Genomic DNA, 24,329 nt, shown 5'->3' with positions numbered 1-24,329 from the left:
GTCAGACCAGATCCCAGGTGAGCGGTGTTCCCTTGGCGGCGTCCGACCGGAAGACGCGACCCAGCACGGAGCCGATGGCGTCCGGTTCGAGGCCGCCGGTGGGACGGATGGACCGGACGTTCTTCTCGGTGACCGGCTCGCCGGCCACCACGTCCTCGACGACGTAGAGGGAGCGACGGAACCGCAGCCCCTCCTTCTCGGCCTCGGTCGGGCCGATGGTGGTGGTGCCGAGCGACTGCCAGGCCCGTTCCGATTCCACCACGAGCGCGGCCAGTTCCGCGGGTTCGAGCGAGAAGGCCGAGTCCACGCCACCGTCGGTGCGGCTGAGCGTGACGTGCTTCTCGATCAGCACGGCGCCGAGCGCGACCGCGGCGATCGGGACTCCGATCCCGAGCGTGTGGTCGCTCAGCCCGATCGGCAGCCGCAGCGCCTCGGCCAGCACCGGGATGCGCCGCAGGTTGGTGTGCTCGGGCGGGGCCGGGTAGGACGCCGTGCAGCTCAGCACGGTGATGTCGGTGGCGCCGGCGCTCTGCGCCGCGTCGACCGCCGCGGTGATCTCCTTGAGCGTCGCCATGCCGGTGGAGATGATGATCGGCTTGCCGGTCGACGCGGCGAGGCGGATCAGCGGCAGGTCGGTGATCTCGGAGGACGCGATCTTGTACATCGGGGCGTCCAGCTTCTCCAGCAGGTCGACCGCGGTCGGGTCGAACGGGCTGGAGAACGCGGCGATGCCCCGCTCCCGGGCGCGCTCGAAGATCGGCGCGTGCCAGTCCCACGGGGTGTGCGCGCGGGTGTAGAGGTCGTAGAGGTACTCACCACCCCAGAGCTCGTGACCCTTGGACAGCTGGAAGCGCGGGTGCTTCACGTCCACGGTCAGGGTGTCCGCGGTGTACGTCTGGATCTTGATGGCGTCGGCCCCGGCATCGGCGGCGGCGTCCACCAGCTGCAGTGCCCGGTCGAGCGAACCGTTGTGGTTGCCCGACATCTCCGCGACGATGTACGGCTTCGAATTGCTCATTTCGCTCTCTCTGTCCAGACGACCGTCTTCGGCACCCCGTCGACGATGCGTTCGTATCTGCGCGTCTCCCGGAAGCCGAAGCGCCGGTGGAGCGCGAGAACCTGCTTGTTCTCGGCGAGCGTCTCGCCGCCCAGCGTCTCGAGGCCGAGCGTGCCGAACGCGTACTCGACGGCCTCCTTCTCGAGGCGCATCCAGGCCGGCAGGAGCCGGGGGCCGAGTCCTTCGGTGTCGAGGTAGAACGACCACGTGTTCCCGTTGAAGATCACCACCCCGGCCGGGATGCCGTCCTCCTCGTAGATCAGGACGGTGCCGCTGCGGGCCGCCCACCAGGCGGCGTGCTCGGCGGGCTGGATCTCATGGGTGGTGAGGCTGACCGCTCGCACCGCGGGGTGGTTGCGCCACCCCAGCACGAGGTCACGGTCGGAGTCACGGGCGGGACGAAGCACGCCGTCAACGTAGGGATGTGGTTTGGACCGCCTGTGGCGCAGAGGGGAGGTCCGGGGAAACCACAGGTGTCCGTTCGGTGGATCGGCGCCGCAATCCCGCGATCCGGTAACCCGAGCGCAGGGCGGCGTACATCGCGTAGCTGTTCATCGCGACCAGCCGGTGCTTGATCCCCGGGGTGCCGGCGGGTGGCTGGTAGCCCTCCGGCCGGTGCCGCCGGTACAGCCCGGCGATCTTGCGGAAGAAGGACCGGCGGCGGCTCGGGTGCACCCGGGCGTCGTTGCCGGCGACCACCAGCAGGTGACTGATCATCAAGGTGAACACCCGGGTACGCAGCCACGGCTCGGCCCCGACGCCGTCGAGCCACTCGTGCACCCGGTTCCACTGCTCGAACGCCTCGAAGTGCCGCTCGCTGCGGGTCGCGGTGATCGCTCCGAACCGGCCCACCCGGTAGTGGTAACAGACCCGGTCCAGCACCTCGACGCGCTCGGCGGCGATCAGGACCGGGGTGCTGAACGGCACGTCCTCGTACCACCCGGCGGGGAACCGCAGGTCGTGCTTGGTGAGGAAGTCGCGGCGCATCACCCGGTTCCAGGCCGTGTGCTGCACCCCGAGGAGGTTCTCGCATGTGGCCGGGCCGCGCAGCAGCGGTGAACTGGCGTCGGTCTCCAGGCGGCCGTTCTCGTGCACCCGCAGGTGGTCGACGAGCAGCACGTCGGGCTCGGTCTCGCGCAACCTGTCCAGCACCGCGCGGACCGAACCGGACGGCAGCCAGTCGTCGCTGTCCACGAACCAGACGTACTTCCCGCGTGCCTCGACCAGCCCGGCGTTGCGGGCCAGGCCCAGCCCCACGTTGCTGGAGAGGTGCAGGACCCGCAGATCACCGTGGCGGGCGGCGTACCCGTCCAGCATCGCCCCGCAGGCGTCCGGCGACGCGTCGTCGACCGCGATCACCTCGACCTGTGAGTTCTCCTCGGCGGTCAGCCCGGCACGAATCGACTCGAGGCACTGGTACAGGTAGCCCTCGACCGCGTAGACCGGCACTACGACGGTCAGTAGAACGTCCATGGACAAAACTTCGACCCCGGACGTGAAGCACAGGGGAACCGGAGCTTGCGGGGATCTACGTCACAGACAATTTCGGCGGTCCAACAGGGAAACCCCCATCACCGCCGGGCGGTGCCGGGCGTTGCGCACCCTCATCGGGTACGGGTCTCCGCGCTCGCCTGCTCATTTTCCGGCTCGTTCTCCCGCTTGCTCTCCCTGCGCCGGGAAGAGGAGCTCGTCCATGCCGGCCGTGGTGAGCGGTTCGGCGAAGTAGTACCCCTGTCCGAGCTCGCAGTTGCCATCGGTGAGCTCGGTCAGCTGGTCGAGATCCTCGATCCCCTCGGCGATCGTGGAGAGTTGCAGGGCCTGTCCGAGCTGGATGATCCCGTGGGTCAGCGCGGCCGCCGCCGGCACGTCGCCCACCTCGTCGACGAACGACTTGTCGATCTTGATGATGTCCACCGGGAACCGGCGCAGGTACGCCAGCGAGGAGTACCCGGTGCCGAAGTCGTCGATCGCCAGCCGGACGCCCAGCGCCTTGATCGCCGTCAACCGGCGCAGCGTCTCCGGCCGGTGATCCACGATCAGCGACTCGGTCAGCTCGATCACCAGGCAACTCGCCGGCAGGCCGCTCTCGTCCAGCGCCGAGCGCACCACGTCCGGCAGGTCGGCCCGGTCCAACTGCACCGCGGAGAGGTTCACGCTGACCGTCAGCGGCGGCAGCCCGTCCCGGCGCGCGTTCCAGCCGGCCGCCTGCCGGCACGCCTCCCGCAGCACCCACTCGCCGATCGGCACGATCATGCCGGTCTCCTCGGCGAGCGGGATGAAGTCCAGCGGAGGGATCATCCCGCGCTCCGGGTGCTGCCACCGGACCAGCGCCTCCAGACCCGAGATGTCACCGGTGCGGAGCCGCACGATCGGCTGGAACCGCAGCTGGAACTCGTGCCGCAGCACCGCCCGGCGCAGGTCGGCCTCCATCTCCAGGTGCTTCTGGAAGGACTCCCGCATCGCCGGGTCGAACGCCGCGAACTGGTCCTTGCCCTGCTTCTTCGCCTCGAACATCGCCAGGTCGGCCCGGACCAGCAGTTCCTGGGCGTCCTCCGAGCCGGCCCGCCCGTACCCGACGCCGACACTGCACGTCACGAACGTCTCCCGGCCGTCCAGGTCGAACGGCTCCCGCATCGCCGTGACGATCCGGCGGGCGACCGGAAGGGCCGTGTCCACACCCGCGACGTCCGGCAGCAGCACGGCGAACTCGTCACCACCGAGCCGGGCCGCGGTGTCGTCGGCGCGCAGGCAGTCCCGGATCCGGTCGGCGACCGCGGCCAGCAGCCGGTCGCCCTGCTTGTGCCCGAGCGCGTCGTTGATCACCTTGAACCGGTCCAGGTCGACGAGCAGCGCCGCCACCCCGCCGGACCGGGTGGTCGCGAACGCGCTCTCGGCCCGCGTCATGAACAGCGTGCGGCTGGCCAGCCCGGTCAGCGAGTCGTGGAAGTCGTGGCTCATCTCGCGCAGCGTCCGCGAGTCGGTGATCGCGAGGCTGACGTGCTCGGCGAAGGCCTCAAGGATCTCCTGCGACGGCTTGTCCCATTCGCGCATCCGGGTGTGCGAGCCGACGAACATCGCACCGACGACCACGCCGTTCTCGTGCACCGGTAGCGCCATCAGGCTCTTCAGCTTCGCCCGCACCACCTCCGGCACGGCGATCGGCGAGCTCGCGTAGTCGTCCACCGCGACCAGCTCGTCCCCCATGATCGCCAGGCCGGCGGCACCGAGCGCGGCGACGGGCAGGTGCTGCATGCGGGCCGCGGTCTCGTCCGGGATGCCGTACGAGGCGACCAGGCCGGCTCGGCCCGGGTCATCGGCGTCGAGCACGATCAGGCCGGCCATCTCGACGTCCATCAGCTCGGCGGCCGACTCGGTGACCATGTTCAGCAACCGGGCCAGCGGCTCGCGCCGGGCGATTGCCCGCTGCACCGTACTGAGCTCGTCGAAGAGGCGCTGCCGGCGTTGCAGTGAGTCGATCAGCCGGCCGTGCTCCGCGGCCTGCCGGCGCTCCGCCTCGACCAGCTGCAACGCCTGGAGGCTGAGCTCCAGCACCTGCGCCATGCCGCGAAGCAGGCAGATCTCCTCGATCGTGAACGCGGTGGTCCGTCGCCCGAGCACCAGGGCGCCGGGGGAGTCCCCGCCGATCGGGGCGTGCGTCACCGTGAAGACCTCGGCGCCGATCGTCAGCGAGCTGAGCCGGCCCGCCGCGACCTGGCCGATGGCGTAGGCGGGCACCGCGTCGGCCGGCAACCCGACGACCGCGGCCACACCACCGTCGACCACCAGCACGGCGAGGTCGGCATCGAGCGCGCGTGCCGCGCACTCCACGGCGGCATGCTGCGCAGCGGCCTGGTCGGGCCGGTCCGCGACGACGGTCAGGAAGTCCGTCAGTTGCTGAGTAGCGAGCACGTGGTTGGAGTCGGCGGTGGTGCCGCCCAGTTGAGGAAAAGTGCTGTTGCTTCGTGCCGGCTTGGCATGGCGCTTCGTGCCAACCTGGTCACGAACGGTCAATGGCTGGCTACCCAGTGTTGCGCATGTGGGGCTCGTGCGCTTGGAATGGAGGCCGTGGGCATGCCCGAGGACGATCCGCCGTACGCGCTGGCCCCCGGTCGCCTTGGTGCGGCCTCCGTCACCTTCTTCGGTTTCGCCGCCGCCGCACCCGTCGTCACGCTCACCACCGGCCTCCCGGACGCCCTCGCCGTCGGCGCCGGCCCGCTGGTTCCGCTGAGCATCCTGGCCCTGGCCGTGCTGCTGATGCTGTTCTGCACCGGTCACGCGGCGATGGTCCGCCGGGCTCCGGGCGCCGGGGCCGCGTACCCCCACGTCGCCCGCGGCCTGGGCCGGCCCGCCGGCCTGTGCGCCGCCTGGCTCGCGATCGGCGGGTACCAGGCGATCCAGTTCGGTCTCTACGCGCTGGCCGGCGCGGCCGTCACACCCCTCGCGCAGAGCTGGTTCGGCGTCACCGTGCCCTGGTGGGCGGCCGCCGCGGCGTGCTGGGCCCTCGTCGCGCTGCTCGGCACCATGCGGATCGAGATCGCCGCCGGCGTGGTCGGGCTGCTCGCGGTCGCCGAGGCCGCCGTCCTGGCCGGGCTCGGCGCCAGCAACCTGCTACAACCCGCCGGCGGGCGGATCACCGCGGAGTCGATCACGATCGGCGGCCCGGGCACGCTCGACCGGCCGGCGCTGGGCCTGCTGCTCGCCGCCGGGGTGCTCGCGTTCGCCGGTTTCGAGAGCACCGGCGCCTACGCCGAGGAGACGCTGCGGCCGCGGCGGACGGCAGGGCTCGGGGCGTACGGTGCGGTGGCCCTGATCGCCCTTCTCCTCGGCGGCCTGACCTGGTCCATGATCGTCGCCGCCGGCCCCGGCCGGATCACCGCGGTCGCCGGCGCCCGCGGCACCGAACTCCTCTTCGACCTCGCCGACGAACGCCTGCTGCCGTGGGCGATCACGCTGTCCCGGCTGATCCTGGTCACCGGCGTCCTGGCCGGGATCCTGGCGCTGCACCACGCGATGGCCCGGTACCTGTACGCCATGGGCCGCGACGGCACCCTCCCGGCCGTGCTGGGGCACACGGCCCGCCGTACCGCCGCCCCGCGCGCCGCCTCCCTGACGCAGACCCTGGTCGCCGGCGCCGCCCTCGCCGGCGCGTACGCCGCCGGCGCCGACCCGGGCCCGGCCGCCGCCCGCTGGCTCGTCCTTGGCGGCGCGCTGAGCATCCTCCTGCTGCTCCTGCTCACCTCCCTGGCAACCCTGCTTCACCTGAACCGGACACCGGGCCCGGAACCCGTCACCACCCGCTTCGTCATGCCCGTTCTGTCCACTGTGTCCCTGGGTGGCCTGGTCTACCTGGCGCTCCGCGACCTCCCCCAGATCCTCGACCTCCCCGCCGGCTCACCCCTGGTCACCTTCGTGCCGGTCGCGATCGGCGGCTGCCTGCTGCTGGGGCTCACCCACGCGGCGCTGCTGCGGACCCTGCACCCCATCCGGTACGCGGCAATCGGCCTGAACGGTGCGGCGGTGGTCGTCACGCCCCTGCCCGCCGCGCCTCTGCCCGTCACGCCCTTGCCCGCCGCGCCTCTGCCCGTCACGCCCCTTCCCGCGACGCCACAGCCCGGCGCCATCGCTGAGCCCGGCTTCCCCACTGAGCCCGGCTTCTCCGCTCAGCCCGGCTCGTCAGCCCAGGCGGGCTCGCGCTCGCGGACGGATTCGTTCTCGCGGCATGTGCCGCCAGCGAGCCCTGACGGGTCCTCGAGCCCTGACGGGTCCTCGAGCCCTGACGGGTCCTCGCGGGATGGGCCGCATCCCGACCCCGGCCCGCGTCCGCCGGCGGAGCCGATCCCGTCGGGGGAGCGGGACCCGTCGGGGGAGCCGATCCCGTCGGGGGAGCGGGACCCGTCGGGGGAGCCGGTCCCGTCGGGGGAGCGGGACCCGTCGGGGGAGCCGGTTCCGTCGGCCGAGGCAGGCAAGCGGTCGAAGTCAGGTCGGGCCGGCGGACCGGACGCGGGACCCTTCGTTCCCAGGCAGCGGATGCCGGGCGCCCACCGCCCGGAGCGCGTAGATCGCGAGGTCGGCTGAAGCCGTTGCGCCATGCGATGAATTGCGCTTTTCGGACTGCACTCGCGCTTTTGTCACAGCCCACAGCCACGATGAAAGCGACGTGCAGAAGGCGTCGGCGGGGCGTCCAGCGTGAGATATCCCGGCCGCACCGAGATCGCAAAGGGCGGGGCGGGGTGGCGGCGCCGAGGATGGGGTCGCACGGCGGCGGGGGTGGCGGCGCAGCGGGAGTTCAGGCCGGCGTCAGCCGAAGAAGTCCTGTACCTGGGTGAGCGTCAAATACCCCTGGGGCTCCAGCTCGCGCGGAATGGACGGCAGCGACTTCGCGGTCACCGGTACGTCGTCCGCGTCCGCCGGGGATGCGGAGGGCGCCGGGGTGGGCGGCAGGTCCGGCAGGGCCATCGCCTCACGGATGACCTCGAACATCGTCCGTACCTCGGTCGTCGCCCGCCTGGCCAACTCGTCCGGGTCGGCGCCGACGGGCGGCAGCTCGCAGGTGAAGTTGGCGCGCAGGTGATCGTCGACGCGGCGGATGTCGGCGCTGGGACGAAGGTGGTCGAGCCGCCCCTCGGTTACTATGCCGAGCTCGCAACCGTGCAGGCCGGAGCCGTACCACCACTGCTGCCAGCCCGGGTCGGCGTCAAGGGTTCGTACCGCATGCTGGAGGGCCACCAGGTAGTGCCGCGGCGCCCGGCCGTCCCGAGTTGCCGTCCCCAGCCGCGGGCGGAGCCAGAACTCGTCCATGTCTCGCATGGTGACAGGACATCCGGGTCGAGGGGGAAATTTCGGGCGCGCGCGTCGGAGTGGCCGGCGTGTCGACCGCGAAGTTCCCGGCCGGCCCGCAAACCCGGCCGCATCGAGTCCCGGCGGTTCCGCCCGTGTTCGGCAGGTTGATTGCCGCCGCGCGCGAACCCATCGGGCGACGGGATAGGGGCCGTCGGTGCCGGTCCACGCCGGTCGGCTGTCACTCACGGCTGCCGTGACCGCCCTGCGACGACCGTGGGTGACAGCTGGCCCGCTCGGCTGTCACTCACGGCTGCTTTATCCGCTTCACGACGACCGTGGGTGACAGCTGGTCCGTCGGTGACAGCTGGGGTGACAGGTGGTCCGGTCGGCTGTCGCTGGCGGCTGCTGTGAGCGCTCCGCATGGACCGTGGGTGACAGCCGACCGGTCGGCTGTCACCCACGGCTGTTTTATCCGCGCTGAAACGACCGTGGGTGACAGCTGGTTCGATCGGCTGTCGCCCACGGCTGTTTTATCCGTGCTGAAACGACCGTGGGTGACAGCTGGTTCGGTCGGCTGTCGCTCACGGCTGTTTTATCCGTGCTGAAACGACCGTGGGTGACAGCTGGTTCGGTCGGCTGTCGCCCACGGCTGTTTTACCCGCTCCGAAACGACCGTGGGTGACAGCCGGGCTCGTCGGCGATCGATGACCACGACGTGGGTCCCGGGCCGAAGACCCCCGGGTGAACGTTCGCAGACAACGCAATAGCGCTGCATAAGGAACTTTTGGCAAACGGTGCTATAAACCGGCAGTGGACATCCCAGCCGATGACGCCGCGGTCGCGTCCGTTTTCGAACGGCTCTACGCCGGGCTGCGTCGGATCACCGTGCGCGAACCGTTGAATCTCACTGCCGCATCGACGCTGGCCAGGCTGGTGAGGGAGGGTCCGCAGCGCCTCAGTGACCTGCACCGTCCGGAGGGGGTGACCCAGCCGGCGATGACGCAACTGATCACCCGGCTGGAGCGGGAGGGACTGGCGGCCCGGGGGAGCGACCCGTCGGACGGCCGGGTGGTTCTGGTCAGCGTGACCGATGACGGGCGGGCGGCGGTGGAGCGGCGGCGGGCGGGCCGGGCGGAGGCGTTGTCGATCGTGCTGCAGAAGCTTCCTGCGGAGGACCGGGTCGCGATCGCCGCCGCCCTGCCGGCCCTGGAGCACCTGAACGACCTGCTCCCCTGAGCTCAAAGCGCCCCGGATTCCGGCGGCGCGACGGCCCACGCCCGAAGTAAAGCGGCCGAAGCCCCAGAAGCCTCGGAAACCCCGCAAGCCCCGAGACCCCTAGAGCCCCGGAAGCCCGCAAGCCCGCAAGCCCGCAAGCCCGCAAGCCCGCAAGCCCGCAAGCCGCAAGCCGCAAGCCCGCAAGCCCGCAAGCCCGCAAGCCCGCAAGCCCGCAAGCCGCAAGCCGCAAGCCCGCAAGCCCGGAACCCGGAACCCGGAACCCGGAACCCGGAAGCAGCGCAGCGGTAAGAAAATCCCGCCGCCCCGGCGTGGACTCCCGCTCTATGTCCGATTTGCCCCACAACATATGGGATGAATCGGACACAAGGGGCAATGATGAGAAGATTCTGGGCGGCCGCCACCACGGTCGCGCTCTGCGCAACCGGCGCCACCGTGACCGCGGCGCACGCCGGGACGTCGATCGGCGGGCGCAACGCGGCGGCGATCACCTGGGGTCCCTGCCCGGATGCCGCACTGCAGGCGCAGGGCGCCGAGTGCGGCATGCTGAGCGTGCCGATGAACCATGCCCAGCCGGCCGGCAAGAAGATCCAGCTGGCCGTCTCGCGGATCAAGCACACCGTTCCGGCCGACAAGTACCAGGGCGTCATCGTGGTCAACCCGGGCGGACCGGGCGGCGCCGGCCGGACGATGGCCACCCTCGGCGCGCACGTGCCGAAGGGTGCCGGTGGCGCGTACGACTGGATCGGCTTCGACCCGCGCGGTGTCGGCGCCAGTGTCCCGAAGCTGGCCTGCGACGCCGACTACGCCGGTTACCGGCGCCCGGCCTACGTGCCGGTGACCAACGAGCTGGAGAAGATCTGGCGGGACCGGGCCAAGGCGTACGCGGCCGCCTGCGCCAAGTCCGGCGGCGAGTTCCTGAACCACCTGCGCACCGAGGACTCGGTACGTGACCTCGACGCGATCCGGGCTGCCCTGGGCGCCGAGAAGCTCAGCCTCTACGGCTTCTCCTACGGCACCTATCTGGGCCAGGTCTACGCCACGAAGTACCCGGAGCGGGTGGGCCGGATGGTGCTGGACGGCGTGGTCAACCCGTCGCGCGTCTGGTACCGCTCGAACCTGGACCAGAACATCGCCTTCGACCGGGCCATCAAGATCTACTTCGCCTGGATCGCCAAGTACGACGCGATCTACCGGCTGGGCAAGACCGCCGCGGAGGTGGAGAAGCTCTATTACCGGCAGCTGGACGAGCTGGCCGCCAAGCCGGCCGGCGGGCTGATCGGCCCGGCCGAGCTCACCGACGTCTTCCTCCAGCCGGGTTACTACATCTTCGGCTGGGAGGCGACCGCGCAGGCCTTCTCCACCTGGATCCACAAGAAGGACCATCTGCCGCTCAAGCGCCTCTACGACGACAATCACCCGCAGACCGAGGGCTCGGACAACAGCTACGCCATCTACTTGGCCGTGCAGTGCACCGACGCGAAGTGGCCGTCCGACTGGAGCCGCTGGAAGAAGGACAACTGGCGGGTGCACAAGAAGGCGCCGTTCGAGACCTGGGGCAACGCCTGGTACAACGCGCCCTGCCGGCACTGGGCGGGCAAGGCCGGGAAGCCGGTCGAGGTGTCCGGTGCCAAGGTACCGCCGCTGCTGATGATCAGCGAGACGCTCGATGCGGCGACCCCGTTCTCCGGCGCGCTCGAGGCGCGGCGCCGGTTCCCGAGGTCGGTGCTGATCGAGGGTACGGGTGGCACCACGCACGCCGGCTCCCTCTTCGGCAACGCCTGCGTGGACGACGCGATCGCGGACTACCTCGCGTCGGGCGTACTCCCCAAACGGGTGAAGGCCGACCGGTCCGACCGGGAGTGCGCGCCGATCGCCCAGCCGACGCCGAACGCCGCGATTGGCCGCAAGGCGAGCGCAGCGAGCGAGCGGTTGCGTCTGCAACACCTGATCAGGCCGTGAGCTATGCTCGTCCCCGCGAAGGGGAGTAGCTCCCAATGACGCGGTCGACACACTGACGCTCCGGCGTCCGGCCGCGCGGCCTTTCTCCACGAAAGGCGAGCGAGACCTTCGACCAGGCCGTAAATTCTGCGGCTGGGTCGAGGTCGCCCTGCGCCCAAGCCCCGGTCGCCGTCAACCGGGAGTTTCTGTGGAAGGTTTTCTCGCCGCGCTGGGCATCAGCTTCGCGGTGATCTTCGTGGCCGAGCTGGGCGACAAGTCGCAGCTGATGGCCATGACGTTCGCCACCCGATTCAAGACGATCCCGGTCCTGATCGGCATCACCGTGGCGACCGCCGTCGTGCACCTGGTGTCGGTCGGGATCGGGTACGGTCTCGGCGCCACCCTCCCGACCGGCTGGATCTCGCTGATCGCCGGTGTCGCCTTCCTCGCGTTCGGTGCCTGGACGTTGCGCGGCGACAAGCTCACCGACGACGAGAAGTCCAAGGCGGAACGCTCCACCGGCTCCGCGATCCTCGCCGTCGGCGGCGCGTTCTTCCTGGCCGAACTGGGTGACAAGACCATGCTCGCCACCATCACCCTGGCCACCCAGCACGGCTGGTTCGGCGTCTGGGTCGGCTCCACGGTCGGCATGGTCGCCGCCGACGCGCTCGCCATCCTGGTCGGCCGGTACCTGGGCAGGCACCTGCCGGAGAAGGTGATCAAATATGGCGCCGCCGCGCTCTTCGCTATCTTCGGCATCTGGTTGATCGCCGAGGGTGTGATCGAAGTCCGTTAGGAGGGCGGGGCGTGACCCGATCCGTCGAGATGGCCCGGATCCAGCTGGTCCGCGGCGAGCCGCACGCCGCCGCGGAACTGCTGGGTCCGGTGCTCGCGGCGGAACCGGACGACGTCACCGCGCTGATCCTGATGACCCACGCGCAGCTCGCCCTCAAGAAACCCGAGCTGGCCGAGGAGGTCGCCCGGCGCGCGGTGCGCAACGCCCCCGAGTGGGCGGACGCGCTCGCCGCGCTGAGCCGGGTGCTCACCGCGCTGGAACGGCACGACGAGGCGATCGCCACGGCCCGGGAGGCGGTGCTGCGCCAGCCGGAGAACCCGTACCGGCACAACCGCCTCGCCTGGGCGCTGCTCGAGGAGGGCCGGCACCCGGTGGAGGCCGAGCACGCGGCCCGCGAGGCGGTCCGGCTCGGCCCGGACGAGTCGGACTTCCGGATCACGTACGCCATGGTGATGAAGCAGCTGAACCTGCGCGACCGGGCGCGGCAGGCGCTGCGGGACGCGCTGGCGCTGGACCCGGACAACGCGGTGGCGCAGCACGAACTGGCCGCCCTCGACGTGGTGCACCACCATCCGTTCGCCCTGGGCCGCCTGGCTCGGGGAGCGTCCGGCCTGGTGGGCGCGTTGCGGGCGGACCCGAGCCAGCAGGCGAGCCGGTTCCTGCTGGATGTCGCGCTGCGCCAGTTCCTGGTCTACACGGCGATCATCCTGACGCTGTTGGCGTACCTCGGCTGGCGCCTGGCCGCCGGCTCCGCCACCTCGGCCCGGGTGATCGCGGCGGCCGCGGCGCTGGCACCGGCCGCGTACGCCGGCTTCTTCTGGGCCCGCCTGGACCCGGCCCTGCGCGGCTACCTGCGCGGCCTGCTCATGTCGGGCCGCCAGCGCATCGCGATGATCACGGCCGGGTTCGCCGTCGCCCTGCTGCTCCTCGCGATCGTGGCCCCGGCGGGCTGGCTCCCGCTGCTGCTGGGCACGGCCGCCGCCGCGGGCTTCGGCGTCCGCCTGCTCACCGCGCCCGCCGACGAGCCCGGCGAACCGGGCCGAGGCCTCTCCACCAACTCGCTCTGGCTGATCGTCGGCGTCTGCGCCGCGGCCATCGTGGGCCTCGCGATCACCGACGCGCCCGACCCGGCGTGGCGGCTCGCCGCCTACCTGACGGCTCCGGCGGCCGCCGTCGCCTGCCTGCTGGTGATCTTCCGCCGGCGCCGGGCACATCAATGAGACACCAATAAGACATCAATAAGAAGGAGTACGCCCACACCGCCCCGCCACATCAGGGCCGTCCCCGGCTGCGCCGCTACCGGACTCCTGGCGCGGCCGCACCCGCCCCTTCCGCCCCGCTCCCGGCCCAGCCCGCCTTCCTCCCAGCCTGCCTTTTTCCCGGCCCGGCTTCTTCCGTTCCGGCTTCCTCAGTTCGGTGCTCACGCTGCCGATGTTGACCATGTGACCCCCAGCCACGTGCGACCCGGAGCGGACCGATGACCGAACTGGCCCAATCCTTCCGTGCGGCACCCACCCCCGTGCCCGCAGAACCGGGCGCCACCGTGCCGGGCGCCACCGCCGACGCGTCGGCTCGCGCTTTCGCCGACCCGGCCGACCTGGGCGTCGCCCGCGCCGCCGCCCTCTTCGAGCACATGCAGCCGGACCGTGCCGCCGAGCTGCTGGCCCCGGTGCTGGCCGCCCACCCGGACTCGGCGGCCGGCTGGATCTTGATGGCCCGGGTCCGGCTGGCCCTGGATCAGATGGACACCGCCCTGGAGGCCGCGACCCGCGCCGTTCAGCTCGCGCCGGACGACCCGCGGCCGCTCGCCATCGCCAGCCGCGCGCTGACCCTGCTCGGCCGGCACGACGAGGCGTTGTCCATGGCGTACCGGGCGGTCGTGGTGGAACCGAAGAACCCGCTCTGGCACGACCGGGTGGCGTGGGCGCTGATGGCCGCGGACCGCCAGGTGGCCGACGCCGAGCAGGCCGCGCGCACCGCGATCAGCCTGGACCCGAACGAGGCGCACTACTACTTCACCCACGGGATGGCCTTGGCCGCGCTGGGCCACGTGGACCAGGCCCGCCAGGCGCTGATGACGTCGCTGCGGCTGGAGCCCGGCAACCCGGTCGCCAAGCATCGGCTGGACGTGCTGAACGGCGACGCCGAGCCGGTCGTCGAGAAGAAGAAGCGCCACTGGAAGCTGTTCGGCCGCAAGGAGTAGTCACCTACGCTGACCGCCATGGGCGAGCGGCGGGCGATCTTCAGCGGTTCGGAGTACGAGGAGCGCTACGGGTACGCCCGCGCCGTGCTCGACGGCGACCGGGTGCACGTCTCCGGCACGACCGGGTTCGACTACGCCACGATGACCATCTCGGACGACGTGGCCGTGCAGGCGGAGCAGTGCCTGCGGACGATCGCGGCGGCCCTGGCGGAGGCCGGCGCCTCGATCGCCGACGTGGTCCGGGTCCGTTACCTGCTGCCGGTGAGCCGGACAGCCGCTGCGCCCGACAGCCGCTGCGCTCGACAGCCCTGCGGCCGGTAGCCCGCAAGGTGCCGACATTCGCCTTATCCGGCGTGTGTAAAAACGGCATAACCGATAATTTGGGCATGCGATCATGCTTGCCCACCGCACTACTGGTCATCGTGACCGTTGCCTGCCCCGCACCGGCCGTCGCCGGCGACCCGACGCCGGAGAGAGCCGCGGAGCCGGTGCCCGTCATCATGGCCCGATACGACTTCAACGGCCGCACCACGTCCATCCCGGACGCGTCCGGCAACGGCTACAACCTGCGGATACTGTCGTTCGGCGGCGGCCAGGTGCGCCCGGTCGCGCACGGACCCGGAAATGCCCTGGCCTTCCCCGGCAAGTGCACGAGCGTCGTCTGCCCGCACGTAGCCCTGCAGAGCGCCACCTCGACCGGCCTCAACCCCGGCACCCGGGACATCGCGTTCGGCGCCGACGTGCTGCTGGCGCCGGGGCAGACCAGCCCCGGGCAGAACGTCCTGCAGAAGGGCTACGCCCGGTCGAACAGCCAGTACAAGCTCCAGATAGACGGTGCGGCTGGCCGGCCCAGCTGTGTGCTCGTCGACGTGCGCCGCCCGACGATCCGGATGGTCCGCAGCGCGATCGGCACCGCGGACGGCCGCTGGCACCGCATCCGCTGCGAGCGAACCGGCGGCCGCCTGGACATCTACGTCGACGGCGTCCGGCACGGCTCGACAACCGTGCCGGCGAGCCTGTCGGTCAGCAACGACCGGCCGCTGAGCATCGGCGCGAAGGGCGCCTACCGCGACAACGACCAGTTCAACGGCATCCTGGACAACGTCTGGGTCCGCATCGGCCAGGTATGAGCCCAGCGGGCCGCGCTCCGGGCGGGGTCGTTCACGCGCCGCTCAGGGCGGTCAGCAGCGCCGCGTCCGGGGTGTCACCGGCGAGCTCCCAGGCGAACAACCCGCCGAGTCGCTGCTGCCTGGCATAGGCGACCTTGGCCGCGATCGTCTCCGGGGTGTCGTAGGACCACCACTGTGCGCCGCATCGCGCGTACGCCTGCCCGCCCGCCGTCCCGGTCGGCGGGCACCGGCCCGCCAGCAGCCGGTAGTCCTCGATGCCTTTGCCGTATTTCCCCGGCGCCGGGCCGGTGGCCGTGGCCCCCGGTTCGGCGCCGTCCACGCCCGTCCAGCCGCGGCCGTAGAACCCGACCCCGACCAGCACCTTCGCCGCAGGGACGCCGAGGGCCAGCAGTTCGGCCACGGTCGCCTCGGTGGTCGCCGCCGGCCGCGGGATGCCGGGATAGGCGCTCAGGGCCGAGTGCGCGGCCGTGCGGCGGTCGTTGGGTCCGGTACTGGCGCCGAAGTAGTCGTACGTCATCGCACCGAGCCAGTTCGCGTACCGTGCCGCCCCCGCGTAGTCGGTGGCCCGCAGCTTGCCGACGTCGCCCGGCACCGCCGCCGTGATCAGCGCGTCCGCGCCGAGCGACGCGCGCAGCGCGGCCAGGACGGCGGTGAGCGCGGTGCGGCCGCTGGTGTCGCAGGTGATGCCGCAGGCGTTCGGGTACTCCCAGTCGACGTCGATGCCGTCGAAGAGGCCGGCCCAGCGCGGGTCGTTGAGCAGTGTCCGGCAGGACTCGGCGAACCGGGCCGGGTCGCGTGCCGCCTCGGTGAAACCGGCCGAGCCGTTCCACCCGCCGAACGACCACAGCACCTTGAGCCGTGGATGCGCGGCCTTCAGTTTGCGCAGCTGGCCGAAGCTGCCCTTGAGCGGCGTGGCCGGGGTGTCCGCGACACCGTCCACGCTGTCCGCCGCCGCGACCGGGCGGCCGAACGCGGCCCACTTGTCGCCGGCCGCGCACCGGCCGGCGTCGACCTTGCCGAACGCGTACTTCAGGTGGGTGAGCCGTTTCACCGCCCCGCTCTCCTGCAGGTTCTTCACCCGGAAGTCGCGGCCGTAGACCCCCCACTCGGTGAAGTAACCGGCCACCACCGCGGGCGCCGGCGGCGGTATGGGTGACGGCCGTGGCGGGTCGCCGCACGAGGCGAGAGTGAGGAGCAGTACGAGGAGGATCGCCGACCGGGAGCGCACCGGCCCGAAGCTAGCCGCCGGACACCCGGTACCGCCCCTCAACCACTCGAACGTGTCCTTCGCGACGTCGCGGGGCCAGGGCGGCGCGGCTGTGCGAAGGTCAATTCGTGGCAGTGAGCCGGCACACCGACCCGGACCCGTTCGTCCCGGGCTGGCGCAGTGACCTGCGCGCCCTGTTCGCGTGGCGGCGCGTGGTCACCCGCATGCGCGCCGTGCTGCGCAGCGCGCTCACCACGTTCGTGGTGCTCACCCTGACATTGTGGCTGATGCCGGGGGTGGCCAGCACCGACATCCTCGACATCCTGGGCCTGGTGGTGCTGGTGGCCGCGGTCGGCGCGGTGCTGCGCCCGCTGCTGCTGCTCGGCATCACCGCGCTGGGCGGCTGGGGTGCGATGCTGCTCGGCGTGGTCGCCCAGATCGCGGTCATGGTGATCGCCCTGGAGCTGGACCCGGCCGAGCAGATCTCCGGCTTCCCGACCCTGGTGCTGGCCGCGGTCCTGGCCGTCGTGGTGGCCGCCCTGCTGGACTGGATGGCCGACAGCGGCAGCGACGACACGTTCGTCCGGGAGGCTCGCCGGCTGATGCGCGGTGTCCGCCGCCGCGCCGGCCGCCGCGCCGGCGGTCCGCTGTTCAGCTTTCGCCGGCCGCGTCCCGGCACCGAGCCCGGCCTGCTGATGGTGCAGCTGGACGGGGTCGCCGAGCCGGTGCTGCACTGGGCGGTCCGCGCCGGCAACCTGCCCACCCTGGGGCATTGGCTGCGCAGCGGCAGCCACTCGGTGCGCCGGTGGCACACCGGCCTGCCGTCGACCACCCCGGCGTCGCAGGCCGGCATCCTGCACGGCGCGAGCCGGCAGATCCCCGGTTTCCGGTGGTACGAGAAGGAGACCGGCAAGCTCATGGTCTCCAACCGCCCGCGGGACGCCGCGATCATCGAGGAGCGGCTCAGCGACGGCAACGGCCTGCTCCGGGACGGCGGCGTGAGCATCAGCAACGCGTTCAGCGGTGACGCCGTGACGAACCTGCTCACGGTCAGCCACGCCGCCCTGCCCGGCCGGTCGGCGCGCGGCTGGGCGGCGTTCATGGCCTCGCCGTACGGGTTCACCCGCGCCCTCGTCCTCGGTGTCGCCGAGGTCTTCACCGAGTTGCACCAGGCCCGCCGGCAGCGGCGGCGCAACCTGCAGCCCCGGGTCAGCCGGTCCGGCGCGTTCCTGGCCCTGCGGCCGGCCTCGATGCTGCTGCGCGACGTCAACGTGTCCCTCGTCGCCGAGCAGATGGCCCGCGGTGTCCCGGCGATCTACTGTGACCTGGTCGACTACGACGAGGTCGCGCACCACGCCGGTCCGGCGCGGCCGGAGTCGATGCGTCAGCTGGAAAGCCTGGACGCGATGCTCAGCGTGCTGGAACGCCTGACGCCCGAGGCCGCCCGCCGGTACCACTTGGTGGTCCTCTCCGATCACGGGCAGAGCCAGGGCGCCACGTTCCGCCAGCGGTACGGCGCCACCCTGGACGAGGTTGTGGACGGGCTCGCCGGTGCGGACTCCGCGGCCGGGCTGCGGATGCCGGCCGAGGAGGAGGGCAAGGCCGAGCCGGAGAACACCCCGCCGCCTGCCGTCCCGCTGCTCGTGGTCTCCTCCGGCAACCTGTCGATGATCTACCTGACCCGGTTCCCGCACCGGCTGGACCGGGCCGCGATCGATCACGCGTACCCGCGGCTGGTCGACGGGCTCGCCGCGCACCCGGGTGTCGGCATCGTCGTGGTGCAGACCGGCGAGGGCCCGGTGGCGTACGGTTCGGCCGGCTCCCACCGGTTGCGCGACGGCGTGGTGACCGGCATCGACCCGCTCCTGCCGTACGGGCCGGCCGCCTGCCACGACCTGCTGCGTCACCAGAGCGCGGCCCACGTCGGCGACCTCGTGGTGATCAGTGCCTTCGACCCGGTGACGCACGAGGTCGCCGCGTTCGAGGAACTCGTCGGCTCGCACGGCGGGCTCGGCGGCTGGCAGACCGACGCGATGCTGGTCCACCCGTCCGGCTGGCCGATCGCCCGTGACCTGGACGGCCCGGACGCGGTGCACCGGCAGCTCGTCGAGTGGCTGGTGATGCTGGGCCTGCGAAAACCGGACGCGGGTGCGCTCGGCGCCGGGGACCCGCTGCGTGCCGGAGATCTCGGCCCGGCCCGCTCGGCGCGACTTTCGCCGAGCCGGGAGGGTTAGAGCAATGTGCGTTTTCTGACTGCCCTGCTGCTCGCCTTCTCCCCGCCGGTCCCGGCCGCCGGCACCCGGGACGCCCCCACCTTCAACGGCACGGTCCACGCGGTCGCGTACCGCGGTGACACCGTCTACGTGGGCGGGTCGTTCACGAAGGCGAGCTGGGCCGGTCGGACCTTCCCCCGGCAGCGGCTGGCGGCGTTCGACTCGCGTACCGGCAAGCTGCTGAACTGGGCACCGGCCACGGACGGGACGGTACGTGCCCTCGCCACCGCCGGCGACGCGGTCTACGCCGCCGGGGACTTCCACGTCGTCGCCGGCAAGAAACGGGACGCGATCGCCCGGGTCAGCCCGGTCAGCGGCACCGTGGCGCCGTTCCGGCACGCCGTCGACGGCACCCCGTACGCGATGGCCGTCGGCAACGGCCGTCTCTACCTCGGCGGCAGCTTCACCGCCGTGAACGGCCGCGACCGCCGCAACCTGGCGGCGTTCGACCTGGACACCGGCCGGCTCGACAACGGCTGGCGTGCCTCGGCCGACGACCGGGTGCGCACCCTTGCCGCATCCGGGCGGCAGGTGTTCCTCGGTGGCGCCTTCCACCGGATGGACGGGGTGCGCGGCACGCTGCGGCTGGCCGCGGTGAGCGGCGCGACGGGCGAGCTGAACCGCAGGTTCCGGCCGAAGGTGGCCGCCGAGGTGAACGCGATCGCGCTGGACGGCGACGGGGTGTACGTGGCCACCGGCGGACAGGGTGGCCGGGCGGTGGCGTACACCTTCGACGGCTCGATGCGCTGGCAGCGGGTCTTCGACGGTGACGCGGTCGCGATCGCGACGCGCAAGGGCGTGACCTACGTCGGCGGCCACTTCGACCGCGCCTGCCTGACGCCGCGCAACGGCCCGCAGGGCGCCTGCCTGGACGGTTCCGAACGCCGGGTGAAACTGGCCGCGGTCACCGGAACCGGCCGGCTCACGTCGTGGGCGCCGCAGGCCAACGGCGTGATCGGGGTACGGGTCCTGGGCGTCGGCGCACGCACGGCCACGATCGACGCGGGCGGCGACTTCACCACGGTCGGCGGCGCACCGAGGTCGCGTTTCGCCCGGTTCACGCCGTCTAGCGCAACCGCCGCGCCACCAGCTCGCTGATCCGCCAGTACCGCGACGGAGTGATCCGGGCCAGCCAGTCACCGGCCTTCGCGGCCCGGGTGATCACCAGTCGGGGCCGGCGGGACTGGATCGCCGCCACGATCTGCCGGGCTGCCTCCTCCGGCGGCAGGGTCAGCGCCGCCTCCGCGAACCGGCGTGCCTGCGCGGCCTGCTCACCGTCCGGGTCGAGGCCGCTGACCCGCGCGTTCGCCGCGATCCCGGTGCGCACCCCGCCGGGATGCACCACTGTCACCCCGACGCCGCGCGGTTCCAGCTCGTGCCGCAGCGCCTCGGTGAAGCCGCGCACCGCGTACTTGCTCGTCGCGTACGCCACCTGTCCCGGCGGCGCGAGCAGCCCGAACAGGCTCGACACGTTCACCACGTGCGAACCGGGCCCGTCCAGCAGCTGCGGCAGGAACGCCTTCGTCATCCGGATCACCGCGTGCAGGTTGATCTCCAGCAGCCACTCCACGTCGGCCAGGCTGTTCTGCTCGAACGTCCCGGTGAGCGTCACCCCGGCGTTGTTCACCAGAAGATCGGCACGGCCATGGCGGGCCAGCACCTGAGCGGCCAGGTCGCGGCGGTCGCCGCCATCGCTGAGATCGAGGGTGTACGCGGAGACGTCCGTCGCCCCGAGCTCGCGGGCCATCCCGGCGACCCGTTCCAGCCCGGCTGCGTCCCGGTCCACCAGCGCCAGCACCGACCGCCGTCTGGCCAGCTCGAGTGCCAGGGCCGCACCGATCCCGCCGGCCGCCCCGGTGATCACGCAGGTGCGCCCGGCGAAGGTGAACCGCTGCACGAGTTCCGCCACCTGCTCTTCCGTGTGCTCGGGCTCTGTCGTGTGCTCGGGCTTGCTGGTGTACTCGGGCTTGTGTGCTCGGCCTTGTGTGCTCGGGCTCTTTGTGTGCTCGGGTCGCGGCCGACGGCCGTACGCCCGCCGGGTCTCAGGTCTGAGGTTCTTCGACGGCTGGGGCCGCGTGCTTGGCGCGGCGCCGCCGCAGGTAGCGGAAATGCCAGAAGGCGTACGCCCCGACGGCGAGCGCGACGACCACGACCGCCACCCAGGTGTACTTGTGCGCGTGCGCCATGATCTCGACGATGTGCGTGCCGAGCAGGTGCGCCACCGTGCACCACCAGCCGACCCAGATGGCCGCGCCGATAGCGTTGTAGAGCAGGAACGTGCGCCACGGCATCTTGGTGATGCCGGCGATCACGCCGTTGAGCTGCCGCAGGCCGTCGATGAAGCGGGCCACCACGATGATCCGGTTGCCGCGCCGGGCGAAGAACTTCTCGGCGCGTTCCAGCCGCTCCGGGGTGACGAAGATGTACTTGCCCCAGCGGTGCACAGCCTTGCGCCCGCCACGGAGCCCGATCCAGTAACCGATGTTGTCGCCGACCACCGCAGCCACGAACGAGATGATCGCGACGATCCAGATGTTCATCCGGCCGGCGCCCGCATAGATCGAGGCCGCCACCATGATCGTCTGGCCGGGGGCGGGGACGCCGAAACTTTCCACGCCGATCACGCCGCCGATGGCGAGGTAGCCCCAGCGGTCCAGGATCGGGGCAACGCTGTCCAGAAACCCGGGAAGATCGGCTGAAGGTGGCATCCGCTACACGGTAGCGCCAGCCGGGCGCCGCACCACACGGACCTGTTCCGTTGGGACCGTCAGACCTTTGCCGCCCCGCACCGCCGGCTGTCTCTCTGCCGCAGCGCGTTCCGCTGATCACCCGCCCGGGTAGTCCTCAGAGTCTCGAAAGCCTGAGATCTTGTCGGTCTCTTACCCGATTCGAACCACTTTGAGTGGGTAAATGACTCATACTTTCGGCTAGTCATCCCTGGACCGGTCAGATAGAGTCGGCGTAACCGAACGGACAAGCGCGTCCGGACGGTGTTTAGCCTGCGCTGCTCGAAGGAAATGGACGCCCTTACCGAACACGGGCCCTTCACCGGGCCGGCTCTCCGTAAAGGTGCCAGGGAGGACCACGACATGACCGTGACCGAGACGAAGACGGCGGTGCAGCCGTCGACCGCCGCCGCCGCTGAGGCCCCGGTGGACAGTGCAGCCGAACTGCTCGCCGCCCTGGCAGCAATGCCGGCCGGACACCCGTCGCGCACTTCGCTCCGCGACAAGGCGATCGAGGCCTGGCTTCCGCTGGCTCGTCACCTGGCGCACCGGTATTCGGGGCGGGGTGAGCCCACCGATGATCTGATTCAGACGGCGACGGTGGGTTTGATCAAGGCGGTGGACAAGTTCGACCCGGAGCGTGGGGTCGACTTCGCGGGGTATGCGATTCCGACGATCATCGGTGAGATCAAGCGGCATTTCCGGGACCGGACGTGGTCGGTGCGGGTGCCGCGGCGGTTGCAGGAGTTGCGGCTGGCGATCACCGAGGCGAACAGCACGCTGACGCATTCGCTGGGGCGCTCGCCGACGGTGCCGGACATCGCGGCGCATCTGGGTATCTCCGAGGAGGAGGTCCTGGAGGGGCTGGAGGGTGCTCGGGCGTACAACGCGACGAGTCTGTCCACGCCGATCTCGGCGGATGGCAACACCGAGCTGGGTGACACCCTCGGTGGTGAGGACCACGAGTACGAGATCGCGGAGACGCGGGTGGCTCTCGGGCCGGCGCTGGCGATGCTCGACGAGCGTGAGCAGAAGATTCTGACGCTGCGGTTCTACGGCAACCTGACCCAGTCGCAGATCGCCGACCAGATCGGGATCTCGCAGATGCACGTCTCCCGGCTGCTGACCAAGGCACTGACCAAGCTCCGCGGTCAGCTCAGCGCCGACTCAATCTGATTGCCCTCCCCGGTAACGATGCTGCCGGCCCGGGATTCCCGGGCCGGCGTCGTCGTTTCAGGGGCCTAGTTTTGTCCGCTTCTACGGGGGCAGGTCGCCTTTGTCCGGTCAGAAGCGAACTGGTCGGCCCAGTGCGAAAGCCGCCGCGGCAGGCAAGATGGACGCCATGACCGCACTACCCGCCTCGACGCCGCACGACGGCGCCGTGGAGCTGGGCCGGTGGACGGTCGAGGACTACCACGGCTTGCGGCACCTCCGAGCCGCGCTGCGCCAGGCAGTGAGCGAGGCGGCGTCTCCCCCCGCCCCCTCTTTCGCCTCCCTCGACCTGCAGCCTTCGCAGGCCGAGGTGGCCGCCCTGATGCCGCCCGCCGCAGATCTGTTCCCCACCGCAACACCCGCCGAGGAAATCCCGGAGCCTTCCCCGCTGCTCCCGGCCGCCGAGCCCACCCCGCCGACCCCCGCAGCGCCTTCCCCAGCCGGGTCCTCCCTCGCGGCGCCTTCTCCCGCGGAGCCTCCCGCTGCGAATCCTCGGCCTGGTGCTGCTTCCGTGGGGCCTCCACCTCTGACCCCTCCCTCTGCCGGCTCTCCCTCTTTGGCGCCGGCCTCAGGTGTGTCGCCTGCTGCTGCGCCGCCTGCTGCTGCGCCGCCTCCGCTGGCGTCGGCCTCGGACGCGCCCTCTGCCGGGTCTTCCTCCGAGTCTGTCTTCGCCGCCGCCTCCTCCTCCTTCGCCTCACTCTCTTCGCCGTCCGCCCTTGCCTCCCCGACTTCTCCTTCCGCCTCTGCCGGGGGCGACGCCTCTGCGGGGGGCGACGAAGAGGAGGAGGAAGACGTCGCCGAGCGAATCGCGGTGGTGGCGACCGAGCTCGCCACGAACGCTCTGCGACATGGCCGGCCGCCGGCCGAGATACGGCTGCTCCAAGCGGGCGGCCTCCTCATCGTCGACGCGTCGGACCGTGACACCGAGGGCGAACCCCGATTCGACGTCGAGCGCCCCCTGGGCCAGGGCGGCCTCGGCCTCCTGCTCGCCCGGACGTTCGCGCACGAAGTCGGCTGGTACCGCGCCAACACCGCCAAACACGTCTGGGCCAGCTTCCCCGCCTGACCCCGCTCTGGTCCCTCCCGCGGTCCCGCCGAAGCTCTTTCCGCGGCCTCTCTCCGTCCGCACCCCTCCGCTCCTGGCCGTCGCCCTCCGCCCCTCAACCCTCGTCTCCCCAGTTCCGAGCCTTGGCTCTCGGCTCTCGGCTCTCGGCCCTCGGCTCTCGGCCCTCGGCTTTCAGCCCTCAGCCCTCAGCCCTCAGCCCTCAGCCCTCAGCCCTCAGCCCTCAGCCCTCAGCTCTCAGCTCTTCGCCCTTTGCTCTTCGCCACCGCCCCGGCCCCAAGATCGCTTTCCTGTGGCACGGTGCGTAGTGAAGCGGATACCGACAATGCAATTTCTGCTCAGATTCCACGCCCGTACTCAGCGATCACAGCAGTCACGGATGAGGGAGGGGGGCGATTTGGCGTTGCGAGGGGGACCGGGTAAAGTTCTACGAGCCGGCAGGGAAACGGGCGAGCGAACGAGACCTGAAAGTTGGGGCTCGGAGCGGCCGTCCTGCCAAACCCCGAGATTTGATCACGACGCCAAGTCGTGTAATGTCTCGCGGGGCTCGAACGGAGACCAAGCCGATCGGATTCGCCGAGAACGCGGATTTGACGGGGCGGAAAACGAGAGAGTAAAGTTGAACGAGTGCCCCGGGGAAACGGGCCGCGGATTGCGGATCGTTTTGATGGTGTGCGGTTGTTCTTTGAGAACTCAACAGGGTGCTTG

General features: G+C 71.2%; 20 protein-coding genes. 12 read left to right on the top strand and 8 right to left on the bottom strand.

The annotated features are described in order from the left end of the window. Nucleotide 1: 1 nt before the first annotated feature. The 4 genes from pseI to LPA41_RS37930 all read right to left on the bottom strand — a co-directional run bounded on the left by pseI (nt 2) and on the right by LPA41_RS37930 (nt 4,966). Complete coding sequence (gene pseI, locus LPA41_RS37945; RefSeq protein ID WP_229076147.1) at nt 2-1,018, bottom strand: pseudaminic acid synthase; 1,017 nt, start codon at nt 1,016-1,018, stop codon at nt 2-4. Then, on the bottom strand, nt 1,015-1,464 hold the full coding sequence (locus tag LPA41_RS37940; RefSeq protein ID WP_229076144.1) for a GNAT family N-acetyltransferase: 450 nt from the start codon (nt 1,462-1,464) through the stop codon (nt 1,015-1,017). The genes pseI and LPA41_RS37940 overlap by 4 nt, the downstream gene beginning before the upstream one ends. A gap of 4 nt (nt 1,465-1,468) precedes the next feature. Continuing rightward, on the bottom strand, nt 1,469-2,530 hold the full coding sequence (locus LPA41_RS37935; protein ID WP_229076142.1) for a glycosyltransferase: 1,062 nt from the start codon (nt 2,528-2,530) through the stop codon (nt 1,469-1,471). A gap of 162 nt (nt 2,531-2,692) precedes the next feature. Then, nucleotides 2,693-4,966, bottom strand: coding sequence for an EAL domain-containing protein (locus LPA41_RS37930; protein WP_229076138.1), 2,274 nt, complete (start codon nt 4,964-4,966; stop codon nt 2,693-2,695). 162 nt (nt 4,967-5,128) lie between these two features. Between LPA41_RS37930 and LPA41_RS37925 the strand changes: the two genes are divergently transcribed. Continuing rightward, entirely contained in the window at nt 5,129-7,132 is a 2,004-nt protein-coding gene (locus tag LPA41_RS37925) for an APC family permease (RefSeq protein ID WP_229076135.1), read from the top strand. 222 nt (nt 7,133-7,354) lie between these two features. Here the strand turns inward: LPA41_RS37925 and LPA41_RS37920 are convergent, their stop codons facing one another. Next, on the bottom strand, nt 7,355-7,855 hold the full coding sequence (locus LPA41_RS37920; protein ID WP_229076134.1) for a hypothetical protein: 501 nt from the start codon (nt 7,853-7,855) through the stop codon (nt 7,355-7,357). A gap of 792 nt (nt 7,856-8,647) precedes the next feature. Here LPA41_RS37920 and LPA41_RS37915 point away from each other — a divergent pair. The 7 genes from LPA41_RS37915 (at nt 8,648) to LPA41_RS37885 (ending at nt 15,140) form a co-directional block, all read left to right on the top strand. Continuing rightward, a complete protein-coding gene (locus LPA41_RS37915) occupies nt 8,648-9,073 on the top strand; it encodes a MarR family transcriptional regulator (RefSeq protein ID WP_229076133.1) in 426 nt (141 codons plus the stop codon). A 375-nt stretch (nt 9,074-9,448) separates the two neighbouring features. After that, a complete protein-coding gene (locus LPA41_RS37910; RefSeq protein WP_229076132.1) occupies nt 9,449-11,032 on the top strand; it encodes an alpha/beta hydrolase in 1,584 nt (527 codons plus the stop codon). A 187-nt stretch (nt 11,033-11,219) separates the two neighbouring features. Then, nucleotides 11,220-11,807 (top strand): TMEM165/GDT1 family protein, encoded by a 588-nt coding sequence (locus LPA41_RS37905; RefSeq protein WP_229076130.1) that lies wholly within the window; start codon nt 11,220-11,222, stop codon nt 11,805-11,807. A gap of 11 nt (nt 11,808-11,818) precedes the next feature. Then, nucleotides 11,819-13,027: a tetratricopeptide repeat protein gene (locus tag LPA41_RS37900; protein ID WP_229076126.1), complete on the top strand. Its 1,209-nt coding sequence runs from the start codon at nt 11,819-11,821 to the stop codon at nt 13,025-13,027. A 257-nt stretch (nt 13,028-13,284) separates the two neighbouring features. Continuing rightward, nucleotides 13,285-14,010 carry a tetratricopeptide repeat protein gene (locus LPA41_RS37895; protein ID WP_229076124.1) on the top strand — a complete coding sequence of 242 codons (726 nt, stop codon included), beginning with the start codon at nt 13,285-13,287 and terminating at the stop codon, nt 14,008-14,010. Nucleotides 14,011-14,028: 18 nt separating this feature from the next. After that, nucleotides 14,029-14,331 carry a Rid family hydrolase gene (locus LPA41_RS37890; RefSeq protein WP_229076122.1) on the top strand — a complete coding sequence of 101 codons (303 nt, stop codon included), beginning with the start codon at nt 14,029-14,031 and terminating at the stop codon, nt 14,329-14,331. Nucleotides 14,332-14,396: 65 nt separating this feature from the next. Then, nucleotides 14,397-15,140, top strand: coding sequence for a LamG-like jellyroll fold domain-containing protein (locus LPA41_RS37885; protein WP_229076121.1), 744 nt, complete (start codon nt 14,397-14,399; stop codon nt 15,138-15,140). 31 nt (nt 15,141-15,171) lie between these two features. On the opposite strand, the gene LPA41_RS37880 is transcribed toward LPA41_RS37885, so the two are convergent. Beyond that, nucleotides 15,172-16,368: a glycoside hydrolase family 18 protein gene (locus tag LPA41_RS37880; protein WP_229076118.1), complete on the bottom strand. Its 1,197-nt coding sequence runs from the start codon at nt 16,366-16,368 to the stop codon at nt 15,172-15,174. A gap of 203 nt (nt 16,369-16,571) precedes the next feature. On the opposite strand from LPA41_RS37880, the gene LPA41_RS37875 reads away from it, so the two are divergent. Next, on the top strand, nt 16,572-18,581 hold the full coding sequence (locus tag LPA41_RS37875) for an alkaline phosphatase family protein (protein ID WP_374238270.1): 2,010 nt from the start codon (nt 16,572-16,574) through the stop codon (nt 18,579-18,581). A 6-nt stretch (nt 18,582-18,587) separates the two neighbouring features. Continuing rightward, entirely contained in the window at nt 18,588-19,718 is a 1,131-nt protein-coding gene (locus LPA41_RS37870) for a hypothetical protein (RefSeq protein ID WP_229076114.1), read from the top strand. Here the strand turns inward: LPA41_RS37870 and LPA41_RS37865 are convergent. Together LPA41_RS37865 and LPA41_RS37860 are read right to left on the bottom strand one after the other, a co-directional pair. Further along, the gene (locus tag LPA41_RS37865) at nt 19,687-20,529 is read right to left on the bottom strand and encodes an SDR family oxidoreductase (RefSeq protein WP_229076113.1); all 843 of its coding nucleotides are present in this window, start codon (nt 20,527-20,529) and stop codon (nt 19,687-19,689) included. The genes LPA41_RS37870 and LPA41_RS37865 overlap by 32 nt on opposite strands. A 133-nt stretch (nt 20,530-20,662) precedes the next feature. Then, entirely contained in the window at nt 20,663-21,328 is a 666-nt protein-coding gene (locus LPA41_RS37860) for a DedA family protein (RefSeq protein ID WP_229076112.1), read from the bottom strand. Nucleotides 21,329-21,709: 381 nt separating this feature from the next. On the opposite strand from LPA41_RS37860, the gene LPA41_RS37855 reads away from it, so the two are divergent. Both LPA41_RS37855 and LPA41_RS37850 read left to right on the top strand, forming a co-directional pair. Beyond that, complete coding sequence (locus tag LPA41_RS37855; protein WP_374238269.1) at nt 21,710-22,522, top strand: RNA polymerase sigma factor SigF; 813 nt, start codon at nt 21,710-21,712, stop codon at nt 22,520-22,522. Between the two features lie 847 nt (nt 22,523-23,369). After that, the gene (locus LPA41_RS37850; RefSeq protein WP_229076111.1) at nt 23,370-23,624 is read left to right on the top strand and encodes an ATP-binding protein; all 255 of its coding nucleotides are present in this window, start codon (nt 23,370-23,372) and stop codon (nt 23,622-23,624) included. Nucleotides 23,625-24,329 lie beyond the last annotated feature (705 nt).

The sequence above is a fragment of the Actinoplanes sp. DH11 genome, from assembly GCF_020873875.1.
Lineage (GTDB): Bacteria > Actinomycetota > Actinomycetes > Mycobacteriales > Micromonosporaceae > Actinoplanes.
This window is presented reverse-complemented; position numbering and strand designations above follow the sequence as displayed.

What these genes read in the sequence shown, in the direction of transcription:
- pseI (WP_229076147.1), bottom strand. Translation starts at nt 1,018, where the DNA reads ATGAGCAATTCGAAGCCGTACATCGTCGCGGAGATGTCGGGCAACCAC.
- LPA41_RS37935 (WP_229076142.1), bottom strand. Translation starts at nt 2,530, where the DNA reads ATGGACGTTCTACTGACCGTCGTAGTGCCGGTCTACGCGGTCGAGGGC.
- LPA41_RS37925 (WP_229076135.1), top strand. Translation starts at nt 5,129, where the DNA reads ATGCCCGAGGACGATCCGCCGTACGCGCTGGCCCCCGGTCGCCTTGGT.
- LPA41_RS37920 (WP_229076134.1), bottom strand. Translation starts at nt 7,855, where the DNA reads ATGGACGAGTTCTGGCTCCGCCCGCGGCTGGGGACGGCAACTCGGGAC.
- LPA41_RS37910 (WP_229076132.1), top strand. Translation starts at nt 9,449, where the DNA reads ATGAGAAGATTCTGGGCGGCCGCCACCACGGTCGCGCTCTGCGCAACC.
- LPA41_RS37895 (WP_229076124.1), top strand. Translation starts at nt 13,285, where the DNA reads ATGACCGAACTGGCCCAATCCTTCCGTGCGGCACCCACCCCCGTGCCC.
- LPA41_RS37890 (WP_229076122.1), top strand. Translation starts at nt 14,029, where the DNA reads ATGGGCGAGCGGCGGGCGATCTTCAGCGGTTCGGAGTACGAGGAGCGC.
- LPA41_RS37885 (WP_229076121.1), top strand. Translation starts at nt 14,397, where the DNA reads ATGCGATCATGCTTGCCCACCGCACTACTGGTCATCGTGACCGTTGCC.
- LPA41_RS37875 (WP_374238270.1), top strand. Translation starts at nt 16,572, where the DNA reads ATGCGCGCCGTGCTGCGCAGCGCGCTCACCACGTTCGTGGTGCTCACC.
- LPA41_RS37860 (WP_229076112.1), bottom strand. Translation starts at nt 21,328, where the DNA reads ATGCCACCTTCAGCCGATCTTCCCGGGTTTCTGGACAGCGTTGCCCCG.
- LPA41_RS37855 (WP_374238269.1), top strand. Translation starts at nt 21,710, where the DNA reads ATGACCGTGACCGAGACGAAGACGGCGGTGCAGCCGTCGACCGCCGCC.